The sequence below is a fragment of the Pedobacter sp. MR2016-24 genome, assembly GCF_026239655.1.
GTDB lineage: Bacteria > Bacteroidota > Bacteroidia > Sphingobacteriales > Sphingobacteriaceae > Pedobacter.
The window spans coordinates 23422-41819 of the sequence record NZ_JAPIVO010000007.1; the positions used below are offsets into that span (position 1 = coordinate 23422).

Annotated in this window: 21 protein-coding genes; 9 read left to right on the plus strand and 12 right to left on the minus strand. The window is 42.6% G+C overall.

Annotation, left to right across the window (positions count from 1 at the left end; all coding sequences use genetic code 11):
• Nucleotides 1-66: 66 nt before the first annotated feature.
• The 4 genes from OQX62_RS18555 to OQX62_RS18570 form a co-directional block, all read right to left on the minus strand.
• Nucleotides 67-258: a TIGR04149 family rSAM-modified RiPP gene (locus tag OQX62_RS18555; protein ID WP_265833118.1), complete on the minus strand. Its 192-nt coding sequence runs from the start codon at nucleotides 256-258 to the stop codon at nucleotides 67-69.
• 193 nt (nucleotides 259-451) lie between these two features.
• Complete coding sequence (locus OQX62_RS18560) at nucleotides 452-1666, minus strand: erythromycin esterase family protein (RefSeq protein WP_265833119.1); 1215 nt, start codon at nucleotides 1664-1666, stop codon at nucleotides 452-454.
• A 94-nt stretch (nucleotides 1667-1760) separates the two neighbouring features.
• Entirely contained in the window at nucleotides 1761-2384 is a 624-nt protein-coding gene (locus OQX62_RS18565; protein ID WP_265833120.1) for a TetR/AcrR family transcriptional regulator, read from the minus strand.
• A 317-nt stretch (nucleotides 2385-2701) separates the two neighbouring features.
• Complete coding sequence (locus tag OQX62_RS18570; RefSeq protein WP_265833121.1) at nucleotides 2702-3010, minus strand: hypothetical protein; 309 nt, start codon at nucleotides 3008-3010, stop codon at nucleotides 2702-2704.
• 183 nt (nucleotides 3011-3193) lie between these two features.
• On the opposite strand from OQX62_RS18570, the gene OQX62_RS18575 reads away from it, so the two are divergent.
• Nucleotides 3194-4129 carry a hypothetical protein gene (locus OQX62_RS18575; RefSeq protein WP_265833122.1) on the plus strand — a complete coding sequence of 312 codons (936 nt, stop codon included), beginning with the start codon at nucleotides 3194-3196 and terminating at the stop codon, nucleotides 4127-4129.
• Between the two features lie 6 nt (nucleotides 4130-4135).
• On the opposite strand, the gene OQX62_RS18580 is transcribed toward OQX62_RS18575, so the two are convergent.
• Nucleotides 4136-4834: a hypothetical protein gene (locus tag OQX62_RS18580; protein WP_265833123.1), complete on the minus strand. Its 699-nt coding sequence runs from the start codon at nucleotides 4832-4834 to the stop codon at nucleotides 4136-4138.
• A complete protein-coding gene (locus OQX62_RS18585) occupies nucleotides 4812-5078 on the minus strand; it encodes a hypothetical protein (protein WP_265833124.1) in 267 nt (88 codons plus the stop codon). Before OQX62_RS18585 ends, OQX62_RS18580 begins: the two co-directional genes overlap by 23 nt.
• Nucleotides 5079-5373: 295 nt before the next feature.
• Between OQX62_RS18585 and OQX62_RS18590 the strand changes: the two genes are divergently transcribed.
• Nucleotides 5374-5745: a helix-turn-helix domain-containing protein gene (locus OQX62_RS18590; protein WP_265833125.1), complete on the plus strand. Its 372-nt coding sequence runs from the start codon at nucleotides 5374-5376 to the stop codon at nucleotides 5743-5745.
• A 15-nt stretch (nucleotides 5746-5760) separates the two neighbouring features.
• On the opposite strand, the gene xth is transcribed toward OQX62_RS18590, so the two are convergent.
• Nucleotides 5761-6531: an exodeoxyribonuclease III gene (xth, locus tag OQX62_RS18595; RefSeq protein ID WP_265833126.1), complete on the minus strand. Its 771-nt coding sequence runs from the start codon at nucleotides 6529-6531 to the stop codon at nucleotides 5761-5763.
• Between the two features lie 224 nt (nucleotides 6532-6755).
• Here xth and OQX62_RS18600 point away from each other — a divergent pair, with 224 nt between their 5' ends.
• From OQX62_RS18600 to OQX62_RS18615, 4 genes are all read left to right on the plus strand, one after another.
• Nucleotides 6756-7223: a Panacea domain-containing protein gene (locus tag OQX62_RS18600; RefSeq protein WP_265833127.1), complete on the plus strand. Its 468-nt coding sequence runs from the start codon at nucleotides 6756-6758 to the stop codon at nucleotides 7221-7223.
• 5 nt (nucleotides 7224-7228) lie between these two features.
• Nucleotides 7229-7588: a hypothetical protein gene (locus tag OQX62_RS18605; RefSeq protein WP_265833128.1), complete on the plus strand. Its 360-nt coding sequence runs from the start codon at nucleotides 7229-7231 to the stop codon at nucleotides 7586-7588.
• Between the two features lie 95 nt (nucleotides 7589-7683).
• Complete coding sequence (locus OQX62_RS18610; protein WP_265833129.1) at nucleotides 7684-8325, plus strand: hypothetical protein; 642 nt, start codon at nucleotides 7684-7686, stop codon at nucleotides 8323-8325.
• Between the two features lie 14 nt (nucleotides 8326-8339).
• Nucleotides 8340-9227, plus strand: a complete 888-nt coding sequence (locus OQX62_RS18615) for a TraB/GumN family protein (RefSeq protein ID WP_265833130.1) — start codon at nucleotides 8340-8342, stop codon at nucleotides 9225-9227.
• 20 nt (nucleotides 9228-9247) lie between these two features.
• Here the strand turns inward: OQX62_RS18615 and bla are convergent, their stop codons facing one another.
• Both bla and OQX62_RS18625 read right to left on the minus strand, forming a co-directional pair.
• A complete protein-coding gene (gene bla, locus OQX62_RS18620; protein WP_265833131.1) occupies nucleotides 9248-10135 on the minus strand; it encodes a class A beta-lactamase, subclass A2 in 888 nt (295 codons plus the stop codon).
• A 37-nt stretch (nucleotides 10136-10172) separates the two neighbouring features.
• Nucleotides 10173-11642: a PLP-dependent aminotransferase family protein gene (locus OQX62_RS18625; RefSeq protein ID WP_265833132.1), complete on the minus strand. Its 1470-nt coding sequence runs from the start codon at nucleotides 11640-11642 to the stop codon at nucleotides 10173-10175.
• Between the two features lie 110 nt (nucleotides 11643-11752).
• On the opposite strand from OQX62_RS18625, the gene OQX62_RS18630 reads away from it, so the two are divergent.
• Nucleotides 11753-12415, plus strand: coding sequence for a pyridoxamine 5'-phosphate oxidase family protein (locus OQX62_RS18630; RefSeq protein WP_265833133.1), 663 nt, complete (start codon nucleotides 11753-11755; stop codon nucleotides 12413-12415).
• A gap of 24 nt (nucleotides 12416-12439) precedes the next feature.
• Nucleotides 12440-13477, plus strand: coding sequence for an aminotransferase class V-fold PLP-dependent enzyme (locus tag OQX62_RS18635; RefSeq protein WP_265833134.1), 1038 nt, complete (start codon nucleotides 12440-12442; stop codon nucleotides 13475-13477).
• Here OQX62_RS18635 and OQX62_RS18640 read toward each other — a convergent pair.
• From OQX62_RS18640 to OQX62_RS18650, 3 genes are all read right to left on the minus strand, one after another.
• A complete protein-coding gene (locus tag OQX62_RS18640; RefSeq protein ID WP_265833135.1) occupies nucleotides 13458-13676 on the minus strand; it encodes a hypothetical protein in 219 nt (72 codons plus the stop codon). The two genes, OQX62_RS18635 and OQX62_RS18640, sit on opposite strands and share 20 nt — an antisense overlap.
• Nucleotides 13677-13763: 87 nt before the next feature.
• Nucleotides 13764-14945, minus strand: a complete 1182-nt coding sequence (locus OQX62_RS18645; RefSeq protein WP_265833136.1) for a FecR family protein — start codon at nucleotides 14943-14945, stop codon at nucleotides 13764-13766.
• 34 nt (nucleotides 14946-14979) lie between these two features.
• A complete protein-coding gene (locus OQX62_RS18650) occupies nucleotides 14980-15558 on the minus strand; it encodes an RNA polymerase sigma factor (protein ID WP_265833137.1) in 579 nt (192 codons plus the stop codon).
• Between the two features lie 291 nt (nucleotides 15559-15849).
• On the opposite strand from OQX62_RS18650, the gene OQX62_RS18655 reads away from it, so the two are divergent.
• The gene (locus OQX62_RS18655) at nucleotides 15850-18201 is read left to right on the plus strand and encodes an alpha-L-rhamnosidase C-terminal domain-containing protein (RefSeq protein WP_265833138.1); all 2352 of its coding nucleotides are present in this window, start codon (nucleotides 15850-15852) and stop codon (nucleotides 18199-18201) included.
• The last annotated feature ends 197 nt before the right edge of the window (nucleotides 18202-18398 follow it).

The following is an 18398-nucleotide window of genomic DNA, read 5'->3' on the forward strand; positions in this document are numbered from 1 at the left end:
TGGTATGACCAGCGGTTTTCAGGAAAGGATGGCCATAGATCAAGGCCATCCTGATTCCAATTCAGTTTAACATGGGCAACCGCTACTACAGGTACCGCAGCCAGTAGGATTACCACTGCATAAAGTAATAGTAGAGGCAGCAGTAGCACATCCAGAGCTACAGGTTCCTGTGATACCACCAATCACATTTTTCATGATTTTTTTGTCCAGTGTTTCGATCACATCTTTGCTTACAGAAAGCTTTTTTAACTTTTTCATAATGATTCTTTTGGTTAAACATCAATTAATTTTTGTCCTGCCGGAGTCTTCATCCCGGGGATGTAAGACTTGTTAACTGAAATTCACATCGGGCTGTCGACATCACCTGCTGCGCCTTCACATTCCGGCTTTTTAAACTTATTGCTAATAAGTGGAGTTGGTGGTGACATGCGATAATATTTTACTTTTGCCGTTAATGCAGGTAGAAACTCTTGTTCCCTGTCGTGTTTTCTATATGGATGATATAGTCGAAAGCCTGTAACAGATTGCCCCGGATAAATTGATTTTTCGGTACGCCATAGGGTAACAGCCGGTATTTATCGGGTCCCGAATCCGGGTTCAACGCTGTCATTCCCGAAGTAGGGAGAAAAAATATTGGCTTAGCAATTTTTGAAAAGTAAAACTCGAAGGCATCGCTGTGCGGAGGGATGACGCTATTGGTCGCAGTTATTTTCTGCTGCTGCGGATTATAGGCTGTAAAAAATCCTCTTGACGTGGTTAATCCTATACAGCGGTATTGCATCGCTCCTATTGCTTGCAGCAGGAACTGTCCCATTGTCCGGGAATAGGCATCAGCAGTTTTCTGTACGTGCGCATTATGTGCCAGTAAGATCATTTTCTGTCCTGAGCTATATTCGCGCAGGACATTCTGTGCCATGAGTGAATCCCTCATCTGCGACATGACCTGCACATCAGCCCGATTTTTTTCAGGATCATTTAAGCTTAGGAACTGTTGGTACTGGATCAGGTTTTTTTCAAGGAATCCATCTTTGATCCTGCTGCTTTTGGCATTAGTCTCCAAAGGTTTGATGACCAGCTGACTCAGGGAGTCCAGCGACCTGAAATCATCAGGACTAATGGCATGCTGCGACACATAGGCATTGAGCTGCGTATAATCGGACACCAGGGCATCTACTGTTTGGGCCAGTTCATGGTTCTTACCATAGCGTTTCAAATTATTTAACACCTGATACGGACTTTGAAAATCAAATCCAAAGAAACTGATCTTTTTACCGTGCTGCGCATTGATGATTTTGACCGTTTCTACAAGATCAACAAATTCTTCACATTCATAACTATACAACTGAAACGATTTCAGGATCATTTTCAGGTCGCCGCTATCACTGAGCAGGTAGGTATTTAAATTTTCCACCTCGGCCATTGGTGCCTCCAGTCCAATTTTGGTGACAGGCTGTTGTTTGACAAGCAGCCTGATCAGGGAAATGCGGGCTTTAAAAAACTCATGCGTTCCGTGAGACTGTTCCCCTATTGCGAGGATACTGAAATCACCGATATCAATTTTTCTCGACCAGGATTGCTGCTGCTGAATGTCAGTCGGCCGACCGGTTAGAAATGAAGGGTCAAGCTCAACGGCTTTTTGAGCTAAAGCCTGAATAAAAGAATTCATTTCCTGACCTTTTGCAGGCAATAGTGTATGAACGAGGAATAGCAGAAAAACAAACTTTCTACAAAAACGAAGGTAAAACATAGGCTATATCGGATTAAATCTGGCCTTTTAGGGACCAGGTGATCATATGTTTGATTGTTGTACTCAGACGTTCCCTGTCTTCAGGATTATGGATATCGATTTCACACAATGTGCTCTTGTTTACCTTTCCATGCAGTACAAGATAGTAGATACCTGCAATGATGATTGCACTGACACATCTGAAATTTTCAGCCTGTTGAGGGGCATGGTCATCAACTTTAGAAAGCAGGTCGCTCCCCATCAGCTCTCGCGCCGTAGCAATACTGTCCAACAGGTCATAATGCTGACTGATTTCCCAGTGAATCAGCCCCTGCATCTCTTTTTCTCCGTAAAAGTGATCCAGCTGCTCCGTGATGAGTCGACCGATATAGGCGTCCAAATCCTCATTGACAGGCTGCTCTGCTTTCTGTGGCCTGGAAAAGATTTTTATCCAGTAGTCCTTTTCCATTACGTAAGTTTCAATCAGGCCATCCACGTTAGTGAAATAACGATAGATCAGCCGTTTATCCACCCCTGCACGCCGCGCAATCTTATTGACCCCTAAACCCAGGTAGCCCTGTTCTCTGATAATGTCGCCGACCGCATTGATCAGCCTCCTTTTGGTTAGTTCTTTGTCCTTTTTAATCGTCGAAATCATTGAAAGATAGATAAGTGATTTGTTAGCAAGAAAAAAAAAGCAGCGCGTTAACTTCACAAACAGATTAATAATAATTATAATACCGGCACCACCGCAGCACAGCATGTTTTGCAGCATGCTGTTACTTTGCATTTTCACATTAAGGAATAAATTTTACGATTAAAATTGAGATTAACATCATTCAGGGAAATTTGTCACTACGATAATCCCATTTTGGGACAAATGGGACAAAATGATGCATTGAGATCAGGGCGAGCTGATCCGGGAATGGGTCAATGGCGGCTATGTGATGCTATCGCCCGACAGATTAATTCATATTAGTTACCTACAATTTGTACAGGCACACCTTCAATCTTGTCATTATCAAGAAAGATCTCAACATGGGTATAGGTACTGATGTCGCCTATTTTTTCAGCATAGCTCACTTTCCTGAAATTCTCCTGATCAGCAGCACCGGCATTGAGCAGGTCCAGCTGAAGAATGGTCGTTATAAATCCCTGCGGTGTTCGTTTTCTCAAATGTGGAACGGCAGGTGAAGGACTATCAGTAACTTCACCCTGCACTTTAATTTCATTACCAGTGATACCGGAGAAAGCTGTTGCTTCCCAATTTTTAGTTAGAGGCATAATTTCATTTTTACAGGTAGACAGGCAAAAGCCTTATGACCTTAATTTAATGAATTTATTAACCAACATCGTCGGGGAAATACGATTGTATAACAGTGAGCAATTAGTTTAAAGAATTACACAGTTAACTATTTTAAAATTTGTTACCATTAGTCCGCGGATTGATATTACGTTAGCAGCGTAATGCAGAAACAAGATTATTTGTGGAAAGGGATCGTCAGCAAATTATTCCCGGATTTCATGCGGTTAGTACACCCGGAAATTGAACATGTGTTAGATCTGGACAGGGAATGTGAATTCTTAGATAAGGAGCTACAACAGGCAGATCAACTTACAGATGGAAAATATGGGCAGCGAATTGTAGACCATTTGGTAAAAGTTTATACCAAAGAAGGTAAGGATGATTATATTTTACTTCATATCGAAGTACAAGGAAGATATAGCGCTAACTTTAGCGAGCGGATGTTTCAGTACTATTACCTGCTGAAGAATAAATACAAACGCAGCGTAGCGGCATACGCAATTTTTACAGAAGCATCAACGAAGCAAAGACCTAACCGATTTACCAGTTCCTTTCATGGAACAGAAGTGTCCTATAAATTCAATACCTATAAAATTTCAACAGCTTCTGATCATGAGCTCACATGCAGTGAAAACCCATTTGCAATTATCATATTGGCAGCTAGGGCAAATCATAGTGTCAAAAACATTGGAAAATCTGAATTACGTGATTTGCACCTTAAGGATTTAAAAATAGCACTTATTAAGAAAGTGATGAAGCTCAATCCCGATAATAATAAATTCATTGATATACTTTATTTCATATTAAATTATATCAGTTTTGAATTTTCAGAAACATCAGCTATATTTGACGATGAATTAGCAGTATTAACTAAAAACACTAAGGTTATGGGCGTTGTGGAAGAATTGGTCAAATATGAGAAGATTTTAAGTTTTAAAGAAGGGAAATCAAAAGGCAAAGTTGAAGGTAAAAAGGAATTACAAAAGAAACAAGTTTTAGATCTCCTCTCGAAGAAAAAATTAAATGATGAACAAATCGCTGAATTTATACAAGTTCCAATAAAATTAGTAAAGAGTTTAAGGAATTCTGTAAACTAAAAACCATTAAAAAGGATTATGTATAATTGGCTTATACGGAATGATAGTATTTATCACTTCGTAAAGCACAGCTATCAGTTTTTGTTTATCTAAAATCTGTCTGTCAAATGTATAGACCTCCTCTTTGCCAATTTTCCTCACATTGTAGGCAGCATAGTCCAAATTCCTGTGTCTGTAAACCAGCGTACAGGCCAGTGTACCTTCCTGTACATGGGTAGAGTGAAATTCTCCTGAATCCACGCTGTATTTTTCTCCTGCAACATGGATATCAGAGTCGACCAATACACAAGATACCTGCTGGTTGGTATTTTTGGATTTTGATGAACTTTTCTCATAATTCACCTTGTACAGGGCATAGCGCTGATTGCTCTTCTCCTGCACACGATACTGACGATTGTCTATTTCCCCATAAAGAATGTAACTTCTGAGCCGGCCATTGTGGCTATGACAAACCGAAGGATCTGTTTGAGGATACCTGTTTTTAGCACTCCATATATTCACCTGAACTTCAGTGATAATGCCGTTCAACATGGCCTGACCAAGTTTAATTTTCAAAAATCCTTGTGGATGCCAGCTGCATAAATCCCATCTTTCATGCTCCAGCACATAGCTGATCACACCTTTAACGGACGAGCGGGTTAGCACAAGGTCATTATCTGCACAGAAATTCAGCAGATCATGGTTAATGAGACTCTTTTTTATCATGGTTTTTCAGGGCTTGAAGTTGTTCTTCCAATATGTCGGTCAGCATATGCTCCTCGCAATACCTGACCAGATCTATCACTTTTATTTTCTTTTCATTACCGGCTAATGCGCGATACTCAACGCCTACAATGGAACAAAGCTGAAGAAACTCGTCGTGATCAAAGAGTTCATCGAGCATAAGAACTACTACTGCCGTTTCCAGCTCGGTATACCTTTTGGGTGCTGACTGACTATTTTTGTTCAATTTTTGTGATTGTTATCAGGTGTTAAAACATAATAGTGTAGTAAAAAAGACAATCATCCTATGTGAATTTTCAATGAATTGTACTGTGTAATTTTTCACAGGGATACTACCGAGCTAAAACCATTAATCGACTAATATTCAAATAATTGTACGCAGATATAAATTTTGTTTGTATTTTTAGTTAACCAAATCATAAAAAAACCTGAACAAAAATATGCTGCTCGTTTTGCTTTGACAGGCCCACCCGTATGGGGCATCTCTGCAGGTATTCACGTTTGTTTTCCAGCAAAAGAATATGAACATTATCAATATCATCATCAAACAAATCAGGGAGTCTGCCGGACTTTCTCCTGAAGAAGTGGCAAAGGCAATAGGCATCGATCTGGATAGGTATATGGCTATCGAAAGAGATCCGGCCTACCTCACCTTCGGAATTCTGGGCGGAATAAAGAGATACTGGAAGGTCTCCTCCATGGAGTTTTTTACCTTCAACCTGACTGAACGACAGAAAGCAGCCTTGTTTAGTCCGGGTGATCAAAGTTTGGATCTGCTGGAACGATTGGAAATTGGTGAGAATATACTGGCCTCGCAGCAGTTTGCGCTGCAGCTTGCATTACTGCAGGGACAATGGAAGGAAAATTTTAATGATGAAGTGCAAAAAAATTGATTTAACTCAGGGATTTCATGTCAATTCAATCCATACGGGCCCATGATCACTAGATTTCTCCCAACCGCGCACGTGACGGTCTACTCCTGCCTGTTTAAGCCGGTCCACCAGATTCGGACTCAGCAGAAAATGGTCGATCCGTAAACCGGCATCACGACCGTAGGCGTTACGGAAATAATCCCAGAACGTATAAATCTTTTCTTCGGGATACAGCTTCCTGATCGCGTCGGTCCACCCTTGTGCAATGATTTCATGAAATGCAGCACGGACCTCCGGACGGAACAGCGCATCATCTACCCAGCGCTCTGGTTTATACACATCAAAGTCGGTAGGAATCACGTTATAATCTCCGGTTAACACGACTGGCAGACCGAATTTGAGAAGTTCCGCAGCATGTGCATTTAATCGCGAAAGCCAGCGTAATTTGTATTCCAGTTTAGGTCCGGGTGCAGGATTACCATTAGGTAGATAAAGACAACCGATGACCACACCATTAATAAATGCCTCAATATAACGGCTATGCTCGTCTTCTTCTTCACCGGGTAAACCACGACGGGTTTCCTTAATTTCCATATCGCGCGCCAGGATAGCCACCCCATTCCAGCTTTTCTGCCCCTGCCAAATGGCATTGTAACCGGCATCAAGCAAAGCCTGCTCGGGAAATTTCTCCTGTGGTGCTTTTAGTTCCTGCAGACAAACCACATCTGGTTTGGTTTCTTCGAGCCAGCGCAGTAATACAGGAAGCCTGCCATTTACACCGTTAACATTATATGTGGCTATTCTCATTGGTATCGGATGCTTTTGTATAAGGTAATAAAAATCAGGCCATACTTGAGCATTCCGCCCTATCAATCAATCGGTAAATAACATAGATCACATCATCAATAAGCCAAAAAAAACAACACCAACTTTATCAGTTAATTTTATTCTACTATTTAGATTTAATTTGTTGTTTTATATTATTTTCTATTGTATATTTGATTTAGTAAAATTTCCTTATTGAGAATCATATGGCTTATAATCCCACAACCATCGCTAATTATTTTATCAGAAAATATGCTGACAACGGAAATCTCACGCCCATGAAGTTAATTAAACTTACCTATATTGCTTATGGCTTGTATTTAGCTTTAACAAATAAAAAAGAAAGACTCACAGATGAATTACCATTCGCCTGGGATTTTGGCCCGGTGTTTCCTTCCTTATACGAAAGCCTGAAAGGTTATGGAAGAAGTATAATTAAAGACAAAATTCCCAATCGCGTGGGCGACGATTCCATCAGCGCTGATGATAAAAAGTTTTTAGATAAAATCTGGAATCTATTTGGCCGGTTTGATGGAATTTATTTAAGTGCTTTAACGCACAAAGATGGAACCCCCTGGAAAAAAGTATATAAAAAAGGTACTAATGCGGCTATATCAGACGATGATACTTTTGAGCATTATAATGAGAAATTAAAACCAAAGACCACTAACTAAATTTTATGTCTACAATATCAGATAATTTAGATCGCTCTTCAATTTCATCTGTCGAAGAACAACAAGTAGAAGATATTCTAGTTGCCAGGGAACAAACTGACTTACTAGAAGATAAATTAGGGGATGCTAAATTAAATCGATTTGAAATGGATACTAAGCTAAGAACACATTTAACTTATATCTTTTCATTGGTCATTTTTCTTTGGCTAGCCTCAGTTATTTCAGCGTTATTTTTTAATAAATACCTTTTAGGGCTTAATATTTCAGATCAGGTTTTGATTGTATTACTGACTACAACTTCAATTAATGTGATCGGAATGATGTTAATCATCCTGAAAAATCTTTTTCCGAAAAATAATGAATAAATTGATTCTTAAAGAGGGTGTATTTATACAACCAGCATTCGTTTATTATATTTTTTCCTTTACTTGTAAAACAGCGTAATCGATCTGAAATATACATGAAATTCAAACTCTCCCTCCTGACACTCCTGCTAAGCGCCAACTTTGCCTTTTCACAATCGGTGATTGACGTGTTTTATCAGCTACCTGCTAAACTAATTGACGATTTGAGCACCACTGAAAGAAAAAAACTGGTTAGCGAAGGATCGTTGATTAAAGAAGATATGGAATATACGATAGAAATTGCAAAAACTTCCGGCTTCATAAGGGTTAACCAGTCTTATACTGCCGGGCAATCGGGATACCAGCGCTTTGAAGTATGTATCTGGAATTATAACAAGAAACAGCTGGTAGGATTTGCTGCTATTGGAGGAAGCAACGGAGGCTATTTTCAAAACGAACTGACTTTTTTCAATTCTTCTGGTAATAAACTCATTGCTGTTCAGGATAAAGTATTCAAAACGTATTCGCCGGATTTTAATAGCATGATGGATCAACTGGTGACGCAGCTGTGTAAACCCGGAACAACGAAAAAGATGAAGGACGATATCAAGTTTGCAGCACTGACCTTCACCCTGCCTGAAAAAGGTAAAAACATCGTTTTACGATTTTCTGATGACCAGGAATATGCCAGGTACGCTAAATATATCCTGCACCGTGAATTGATATTCACCTGGAACAATAACGGCAGATTTGAATAATTAATTGATAAAATATGATGATCAGAAAAACAGTATTCAGCACAATCTTCTCTCTTTTATGTTTGACATATAGCCAGGCGCAGGAACTTCAGCTATCGGACAATTCGCTGGTATGGGAATTGTCTGGCAAAGGAATGAATAATAGCTCTTACATTGTGCTCACGACTTCAAACACTTGTGAAACACAGGTATCCTTATTAAAGAAAGTAGCAGGAATAGCAGATAAAATAAATGTCTATTATACAGAATCGAATGTAAACGATCCTGAAAACAGCAAGGAGGCACAGAAATTTGCATTTGTTGGTCAGGGGGATAAAAATATAGCAGATTTACTGCCGGCTGCATCTTATGAAAAAGTAAAAACTAAACTTGCCGCAATGAAGGTAGATGAAAAGGCAATGATCAGCTTCACTCCTTTCATGATCTTCAATATCCTGTCCAGATCGATCACCCCCGAATGTAATAAAGTAAACCAGACAGAAGAGACTTTCCGTTCATATGCATTACAGCGTAAATATGAAGTCAAATCCCTGTTTCTGCTGGAGGAAGCTTTTAGTTTTATTACTGCCTATGGGAATGATTATTATGTGCAGGGTATTGAAGATATTGTCGAAAACGAGGAAAAGATCAAAGAGGTGCTGAAAACGAAAGCCAGCTTATATGCGGATGAGGAAATTGCGGGGATTCAAAAATTATACGGATCAACTTTCTTTCTGAACTCGAGATTCAAAAATAAGGAGCTGGAAAATAAAAGAATAGCGATGCTGACTGAAAAGATTGTTCTGGCGACGCAAAAAGGGGCTGTGATAATCTCAATAGATATTACAAATGTAATGAGTCCTGAATACAATCTTTTCAGCGAGCTCCGCAAGCAGGGTTATACAATCAATGCCTATAAATAAACTATTTTATTTTTATATAACTATTTCATTTTATAATAATCCCATACGCATTTGGAGATCTCAGCAATGACAGCCTCATTGGTATCACCGTTTTCTCTGGAGTCAGAAACATAGACAACGATAGAAAAACTACGCTGATCGGATCCGTATACAATACCGGCATCATTCGTTGCGGGGCTTAGTTTTTCTTTGTTGGTTCCGGAAGTTCCGGTTTTATGGGCAACAACCGCCCGGGCTGGAAGCTGCCCTTTCAATCGCTTTTTACCTGTAGAAGTAGCGGTCATCAGCTTGTTCAAAAAAGCAGTGCTGGCCGCGCTCAGCAATTTGCCCTGCCTGAACAATTCCACTACTTGCAGCATCGCACCGGGTGTACTGTAATTGCTGTATTGAACCTCCCAGGCTTTTCCGGCTTCTTCCTCTGTAGTGGCAATTGACATGTTTTTTACACCGAGGCTTTTCACATATTGATCAGCAACAGCAGTACCTCCGATAAGACGGAAAAGAATATCGCAGGCATTGTTATCACTCAGAGATACGCTGTAACCAATAACTTCTGCGAGACTAAGCTCCACACCTCCTTGGGGATATTTATCACGCATCGGACTGTAGGTAGGAAGTAAATCGGCTTTTGTAATCTTGATTTTCTGGTTTAAGGCCAGTTTGCCTTCGTCTACTTTTTTAAGGACTACCAGTGCCAAAGGAAATTTATAGACACTCTGCATAGGGAAACGGTGATCGCCATTGATGATGATAGCATTTTTATCGCCCGGACCCTGAACGGCAATACCAATGGTTGCATTTTTAGACTGAATGATGGTTTTGAGCTGCGTTTTCAGCGGAATTTGCTTCGCAAAAGTGAAAGTATGGGCTGTAAATAATAGGGCAAAAAACAGGAGTGATTTTTTCATTGTATAAACTTGAATGAACTGCAAATGTAAGGATTCTTTAAATGAGCTTTTTGATGATCTCGATCGACTGCCCGAGTTCTGCTGGTGTGGAGGAGGCAAAACCGAGTCGCGTTGCATTGAGGGTTTGGCCATGTGGATTATGGGAAATACCGCTGGAAAAGTACAGGCCTTTTTTTAAGGCTTTTTGGGAAAGGACAGTAAGATCAATCGCAGGATCAAATTGTGCCCAGATGGCCATACCGCCTTCAGGAATTTTGAAACTGAGCTGATCCGGAAGGGCGGCCGACAATAACTGGCAGGCCAGATCTCTGCGCTGCCTGTACAAACGTAAGGATTTCCGTAAATGCCGCTGAATAATTCCCTGCTGCAGCAATTCTGCTATTGCGTTTTCGAGCATGGTGTCTCCCTGGCGGTCGACCATCCGGCGCAGGCGACTGAGCTGACTGATCACATTTTCGGGACCGACGATATACCCGACGCGAAACGCCGGGGAAATAATTTTGGTGAAGGAACCGGAATACAGGACCATCCCTGCGGCATCTGCACTGGCGAGTGGTAAAATAGGTTTATTCTCGTAGTGAAAGTCAAAATCGTAATCGTCCTCAAAAATGATAAACCCATATTTCTGCGAAAGCCGGAGCAATTGCAAACGGCGGTCGGCACGCAAAGAAACGGTAGTAGGATAATGGTGATGGGAAGTGATATACACCAGCCGCAAAGCTTGTTTGCGACAGATTTTTTCCAGCGCTTCGAGGTCCAGACCGTACTGGTCGACCGCAACAGGAATTACCTTCGCTCCTGCTTGTATAAAATTAAGCCTGGCGCCCGACCAGGAAGATTCGCCGAGCGCGACAGCGTCGCCCGCGCCTAATAATGCTATACTGGCCAGATAAACACCCATGGTTGAGCCCCTTACAATCAGGATATTACGCGCGGTAGTATTCAGTCCTCTGGTTTCATTGAGATAAGCGGACAGTTCATTCCTGAGCTTTGCTGATCCTTTAGGGTCTGCATAACCTAATCTGGCATAGGGATTCCCCAAAAGCAGCTGTGTACGATAAGCCCTTGATAAATCTTTTAAAGGTGCCAGCCGCGCGTCTGGAAAACCATCGTCTAAATAGAGTGAGGCTTGTGCCGGCACAAATTCGGGCTGGAGATGACTGAATGCTTTCAGTTGATACCCCGCTGTGCTTAATGGATCTGGCAAAGATGAAGGATTGTTCCGGCTTAGCTGCTGCAATTCTGCTTTAGGAATATGCCCGGCAATATAGGTACCACTGCCCGGACGACTTTCCAGCCAGCCCTGGGCAATGAGTTCATCATAGGCCCTGATCACCGTTTTACGGTGAAGGTGCAGATTTTCGGCCAGTTGCCTGCTGCCGGGCAATCTTTGTCCCCCATGCAGTTGATTCGCTTTAATCAATGCAATGACCTGATTACTCAATTGCTGGTAAACCGGGACAGCGGATGTTTTGTCAATTGTGAGATTGGAGTAAAGATATGGCATAGCTTAAAGGTATTGCAGGAAATTGGACTACTGCATTTGTAAAAACCGGATGATTAGAATAGTCCGGTAAAGATACAAATTTGTAAAAAAATGATCAACAAAAACCTGAAATGAAAACACCCGTTATGAAAGTCCCGAACAAAGAACTGATCCCCAGCCGCGCGGCAAAACGTGCACATTTTGATGCAGCAAGCATCTATCCTATTCTGGATGAAGCCTTTTACTGCACCGTAAGTTATGTTTTTGAAAACAGACCATTTTCCATCCCGACCGCCTTTGTGCGTTATGAGGACAGGATTTATATCCATGGGTCGGTCGGCAGCCACTTTATCCGCGAAATCGAAAAAGGCATTCCGGTTTGTATTTCCATTACCCTGATGGATGCGCTGGTGATTGCGAAATCAGCCTTTAGTCATAATGTAAACTACCGCTCCGTAGTGATCTTTGCACAGGCGATAAAAATAGAAAGCGAGGAAGATAAAACCGCAGCATTTGAATGGCTGACGAACAAAACCGTTCCGGACAGCTGGGATTATTTACGCCCGGTAACAAAAAGTGAAATCAGGAAGACAACAGTACTGGCATTTGAACTGGATCAGGCATCGGCTAAAATTCGTACCGGCATGCCTAATGATGAGGCGGAGGACAAAGAACTCCCGATCTGGTCGGGCATTATCCCGCTGGAAACAAGAAGACTCACAGCGCTGCCAGATGAATCAAGTATCCATATGGAGTTGCCGGCGCATCTGATGGATAAAACTATTGACCGATAAGTATATTTTAACGATTTTAGTCCGATGAACTTCGCAAAGCATTTTCCGATCCTTGATTCCTGTACTTACCTGAACACCGCTTCCTCTTCTATTCTATCGACTACACTGCTGAAATGGCGGAGGCAGCACGATTTAGAGTTCTTCGAACAAGGGAGTGAATTCCGCGCGGCCCAGGTGGGTTTACCCTTGGAACTGAAAACATCGCTGTCGCGGTTTTTTAATGCAAAGGCAGGCAACGTTTTCCTGGTGCCGAATTTTTCATATGGTTTCAATACCTATCTGAACAGCCTGGGAACGGACAAACGTTTTTTATTGCTGAAGGAGGATTATCCTTCAGTAAATGTGGCGGTGGAAAGGAGAAGGTTTAACTGCATGTACCAGGAGATTGATGCACAGCTGGAGGAAAATATCCTGCAAAACCTGAAAGCTTACCGACCGGATGTGTTTGCCTTTAGCCTGGTACAATATATTACCGGTTACCGGATGGACCTGGAATTTATCAGAAAAATCAAAAATATGTATCCACAGCTGCTCATTATTGCAGACGGCACCCAGTTTTGCGGGACAGAACGCTTTGATTTTGAAAATTCGGGCATAGATGTATTGATTGCCAGCGGCTATAAATGGATGCTGGGCGGATACGGGAATGGTTTTGTCTTAATGAAAGATGAGATGAAAAATGATTTGCTGCCGCTCAGCTTTGAACCGGGACATCAGGATACACTGTCGCTGGGCAGCCTGAACCAGTCAATCTTATTACTGGAAGAATTCGGGATGGAAATGATTGAGCAGCGGATTGAGTCGCTCGCAACCCGGGCGCAGGAAGCATTTGCTGCAAGGGGATTACTGGAGCACCTGATCCCGGGAAGAAAACACTCGTCGATTTTTAACCTGAAGACGGATCCGGAATTAGTTGAAAAACTGCTTGAAGCACGAATTTCTTGTGTGGCCCGTGGTAAAGGTACACGGGTGTCTTTCCACTTTTACAATACTGACCGCGATCTGGATCAGTTGCTGGAGGTGATCGATAAATACCAGCAGGTTAATCTAAGCGGTCAATAATTTCATGGATCTTAGCTAAGATCCGTGTTTCCATTTCCTGTACTGCTTCGGGTGACATATTGGCGAAAAAATCTCCCGCTTCATCATCGAAGAGTTCAAAATAACGGTCCAGTAACCTGTTGGCTGTCTCATTACACTTATTTTCTAAAAATAGCTTAACAAGAAGTCTGAATAAAAAATTTCTGAGATACGATTCCATAGGCAATAGTTATTACATCTATTTGTGTAATAGTGTCTTAAAAAATTGGATGTCCTATCTTTTTTTGTGATTATTTTTAAATAATGGTTAAGGAAGTACAATAATTTTTCTTCCTTCTATTTTGAAATGCACCGCCTCGGTCAGCTCCAGTTTTTTGAGCACCTGGGAGGCATTGCTGTATTTGGAGATGGTGCCGCTGAATTCTTTCTGCGCACTGTTTTTCGATTGCCAGGTAATGTCTACATCGTACCAGCGAGCTACCTTACGTAAGATACTTTCCAGGTTTTCACTGTCGAACATAAAATAGCCATTTTTCCAGGCGACTGCCTCATCAGTATCTATGGCAGCAATCCTTATTTTGGCGGCACTGCTTGCATCACCCACCAAAGCAGCCTGTCCGGGTTTAATGATCACGGAAGCCGCGTCATTCAGTTTCGCCACTTTAACACTGCCTTCCAGTAAAGAAGTCCTGGTATTGGGCTCATCTGCATAAGCGTTGATATTGAAGTGCGTACCCAAAACAGTCACGTCCTGTTTCGCGGTATGGATCATAAATGGTTTAGCTTTGTTTTTGGCCACCTCGAAATAAGCTTCGCCGGTCAGCTCCACTTTTCGCGCCGTGCCGGTAAAGGCTACCGGATATTTTAGAGAAGAAGCTGCATTCAGCCAAACCCTGGTTCCATCGGGCAGGATGAGCTGGTATTGTCCCCCTTTTGGTGTGGCAATGCTATTGTATTCATCTGCAGCTGTAACTACACCATTATCGGTATAGACCAATTGTCCGGCTTTAGCTTTGTTGATCGTGGCGCCCGACTGACTCGCGATTTTACCATTTGCGGCATCGGTCAGTGAAATGACTGCACCGTTAGCCAAAGTCAGGATCGCCTTGTTTCCGCCCGGAGCCAGATCCCGGCTCACCTTCGCTCCTGTGCCTGCAAAACGTTTTTGCTTTTCTGGCTTAAATAAATAGAGGCCGACAGAAAGCGTGACCAGTATTGCCGCAGCCGCGGCATATGCCCGATATTTTTTGTACAGTGGAGTGCTTAAAATTTCTTCCTCATTTTCCCTTTCGCTAATACGCTGGTTAATCCCGTTCCGCATGCTGATCTCCAGTTCGTCCACCTGCGCGGGGCTCAGCGTGGAAATATAGCTCAACTCATTCTGATCGGCATCCACTAAATATGCTTTTAATTCAGCCTTCTGCTGAGGCGTAGCGGTATGGTTATTAACGGCATCTATCAGTTTTAAAAATTCTTCTTTCTTCGTCATATTATCGTATAGTGTATTAAAATAAACAATTGTCCTAAGTGAGACAAAAAATCATCATCATTTTAGTGACGAATTCCCGGAGACTCGCAAAAGCGGTCAGCAGCTGATTCTGCACCGTTTTTTGTGCAATACCCAGCAGCTCACTGATTTCGCGGGTACTCATCTCATCAACGTATTTCATCTTGAAAATTTCTCCACGCTTCAGGGGTTGCATGGAGAGCCAGATGGTGATACATCCTTTCAGTTCTTTTTCATTGAGCAGGGAATCTGCCTGGAGGGTGGAAAATGCCATGTTCTCGAGTGGTTCTTCGAATTGCGGAGCAGTTTTCCCTTTCCGGTAAATGGCAAAGACATGGTAACGGACAGACATCAGCAGGTAAGGATAAAGTTTGAGAATCTCCTTTCCGGCACGCTTGACCCAGAGGTCGGCAAATACATCCTGGATAATTTCCTCTACCTGCTCCGCCCTTTTGAGTCGCTTGTAGGTATCATCATACAATTTCTTCCAGTACCTGTTGTAAATTTCGTCGAATGCAAGTTTGTCGCCTGTCATCATCCTGTTAACTAGTTCCTCATCTTCATAGGAACGGTAAGCTGCCTGTTTTGATAACATAATGTTTAGGTGTAATCTTTAAATATCGGGTATCTACGAAAAGGTTTTTTTTCCGGTTTTACCCAAATTCATAGTGTTGTTTTACATACCAATCTCCCATATCAGCTAAAAGCTTTTAATACTCCAAAAAAGAGTAAAAACTTTTCATAATTCCTGTCAGTTTATATTAAATATAAATAATTTTGTTTGATTATCAGTATTAATTACAAAGTTTTATTTAATTTTGTTATAACCAAATATAATTAACTGTTATAACACATCTTTTGGATGAGGATTAAACTACTATTTACTATGAGTATGGTATTCAGCGGCATTTTCCTGGGGAAAACCCAGGAAGTCGTGATCAATAAACAACTGCTCAACCGGGCGTGGTCGGCCTCCTGGGTCACGAGCCCCGACGCAAAACAAAGGGAATACGGGATCTACCATTTCCGGAAAACATTCAACCTGAGTCACCCCCCCGCAAAATTCTGGATCCATGTAACGGCCGATAACCGCTATCGCCTGTTTGTCAATGGAAGCCCGGTTTGCGCTGGTCCGGCCCGGGGGGATTTATTCAACTGGTTTTACGAAAGCATTGACATTGCCCCTTACCTGAGGGAAGGCGAAAATACGCTCGCTGCACAGGTATGGAATATGGGTGACCTGGCACCGGTGGGACAAATTTCCAATCAGACAGGCTTTCTGCTGCAGGGCGATACCAGGGAAGAGAAAATAGCAGATACCGATCCTTCCTGGAAAGTAGTGCAGAACATGGCCTATCAGCCTTGCGCGCTGGACAATATGGAGCGGCTGAAAGCCTATATGGTAGTCGGCCCCGGAGATGCCGTGGAGGGGAAATTATATCTCTGGAACTGGGAAAAAGCAGGATTTGACGATCATCTCTGGAAAAATGCGAAGGTGATCTGCAAACCGCAGCCGGTAGGTTACGGAACAGATAATTTATGGACCCTGGCGCCGCGGAGCATCCCTCTGCTGGAAGAAAAAAGAATTTTTTTCAGCGCGGTCAGGAAGGATGGCGGATTGAAGATTGACCCGGGATTTCTGACGGGAAAGGAAACACTGGCCATCCCGGCAAACCGCAGGCTGAGTATCCTCCTGGATCAGTCTTACCACACAGTCGCTTACCCGGAACTTGTACTGAGTAAAGGGAAAGGGGCCGAAGTAAAAATGACTTATGCAGAAGCGCTGTTTGACTCCGCCGGAAATAAAGGGAACAGGAACGAGACGGAAGGAAAAAAAATAAAAGGAAATTATGATGTCTTTGTTACCGACGGCGGTGAAAACCGGACCTTCCGTCCACTGTGGATCCGCGCCTACCGTTATGTACAGCTGGATATTACCACACAGGACAGACCATTGATTATTGAAGGCCTGCGTGGCATACAAACGGGTTATCCGCTCGACCTGAAAGCAACCTTCAGCTCGAGTGATGCCTCTCTGGAAGACATCTGGAAAGTAGGCTGGCGAACAGCACAAAACTGTGCGGGAGAAGCCTATTATGACACCCCTTATTATGAACAGCTGCAGTATACGGGCGACAGCAGGATTCAGGCATTGATTTCCTTGTATACTACGGGTGATGACCGGCTGATGCGGAAGTCAATTCTTGATTTTTACCATTCGCGCACACCGGAAGGCCTGACGCAGGGAAGGTATCCGAGTAACCGCCTGCAGATCATCCCCACCTTCTCACTGTTTTGGGTGTCTATGGTGCACGACTACTGGATGCATAAAAGAGATGAGGAATTTGTGAAACAATTTCTGCCGGCAATTCATGAGGTAATGACCTGGTATGAAAACCGGATAGATCAGCGGATGAAGATGCTGGGGCCGCTCACCTGGTGGAATTTTATTGACTGGGACAATTTTAACGACTGGGGAACGGCGCCGGGCGCAGAAACGGGCAATTCAGCAATTATCTCGCTGCAGTATGCCTATACACTCAGACAGGCAGCAGATCTTTTTGCCCATTTTGAACAGGAAGATATGGCGGACCGTTACCGGGAACTGGCCAAAAAGGTGTGCAACCATACCTACCTGCGTTGTTATGATGAGGATAAACAACTGATGGCAGATACGCCGGAAAAGACAAGTTACAGTCAGCATGCGGGCATATGGGCCATATTGAGTGATGCGGTTAACGCGAAGGAAGCCAGTGATATGATGAAAAAGATGCTGGAGGATAAATCCATTGGTCAGGTTACCTTTTTCTACCGCTTTTACCTGACCCAGGCAATGAAAAAAGCCGGTATGGCTGATCAGTATTATAAGGAGCTTACACCCTGGCGGGAAATGCTGAAGATGGGGCTGACCACCTTCGCGGAGAAGCCGGAGCCTACACGTTCTGACTGTCATGCCTGGAGTGCGAGCCCGAATTACGATTTCCTGGCCACGATCTGCGGGATTATGCCTGATGCACCAGGATTCAGGAAGGTACTGATCCGGCCTGCGATGGGAAATTTGGATGAGGTGCGGTGCACAATGCCACACCCTTCGGGCGAAATTGTGGTCTGGTTTAAAAAGAAGCCGAATGATGTATTGGGCGTGGACATTACCCTGCCCCTGCCGCTGAGTGGTGAACTGATCTGGAAGGATAAAACGGTCAGAATACACGGTGGAAAGCAGAAATTTGACCTTTAGCTGTTAAGTGTTATCCACATTTGGGGGCAGATTCCGGCGAAACAGTTTAACTCTCAAGATACCAAAAAAGGGCTTTTGATGACGTAAACGAGAATGTAAAGTATGAAATTTTTGTTTAGGTATGACTACCAACTATTTATATCAAAACAATTTTAAATATTTCTTTGATAACAAATTAATTTTAAATACTTTTAATA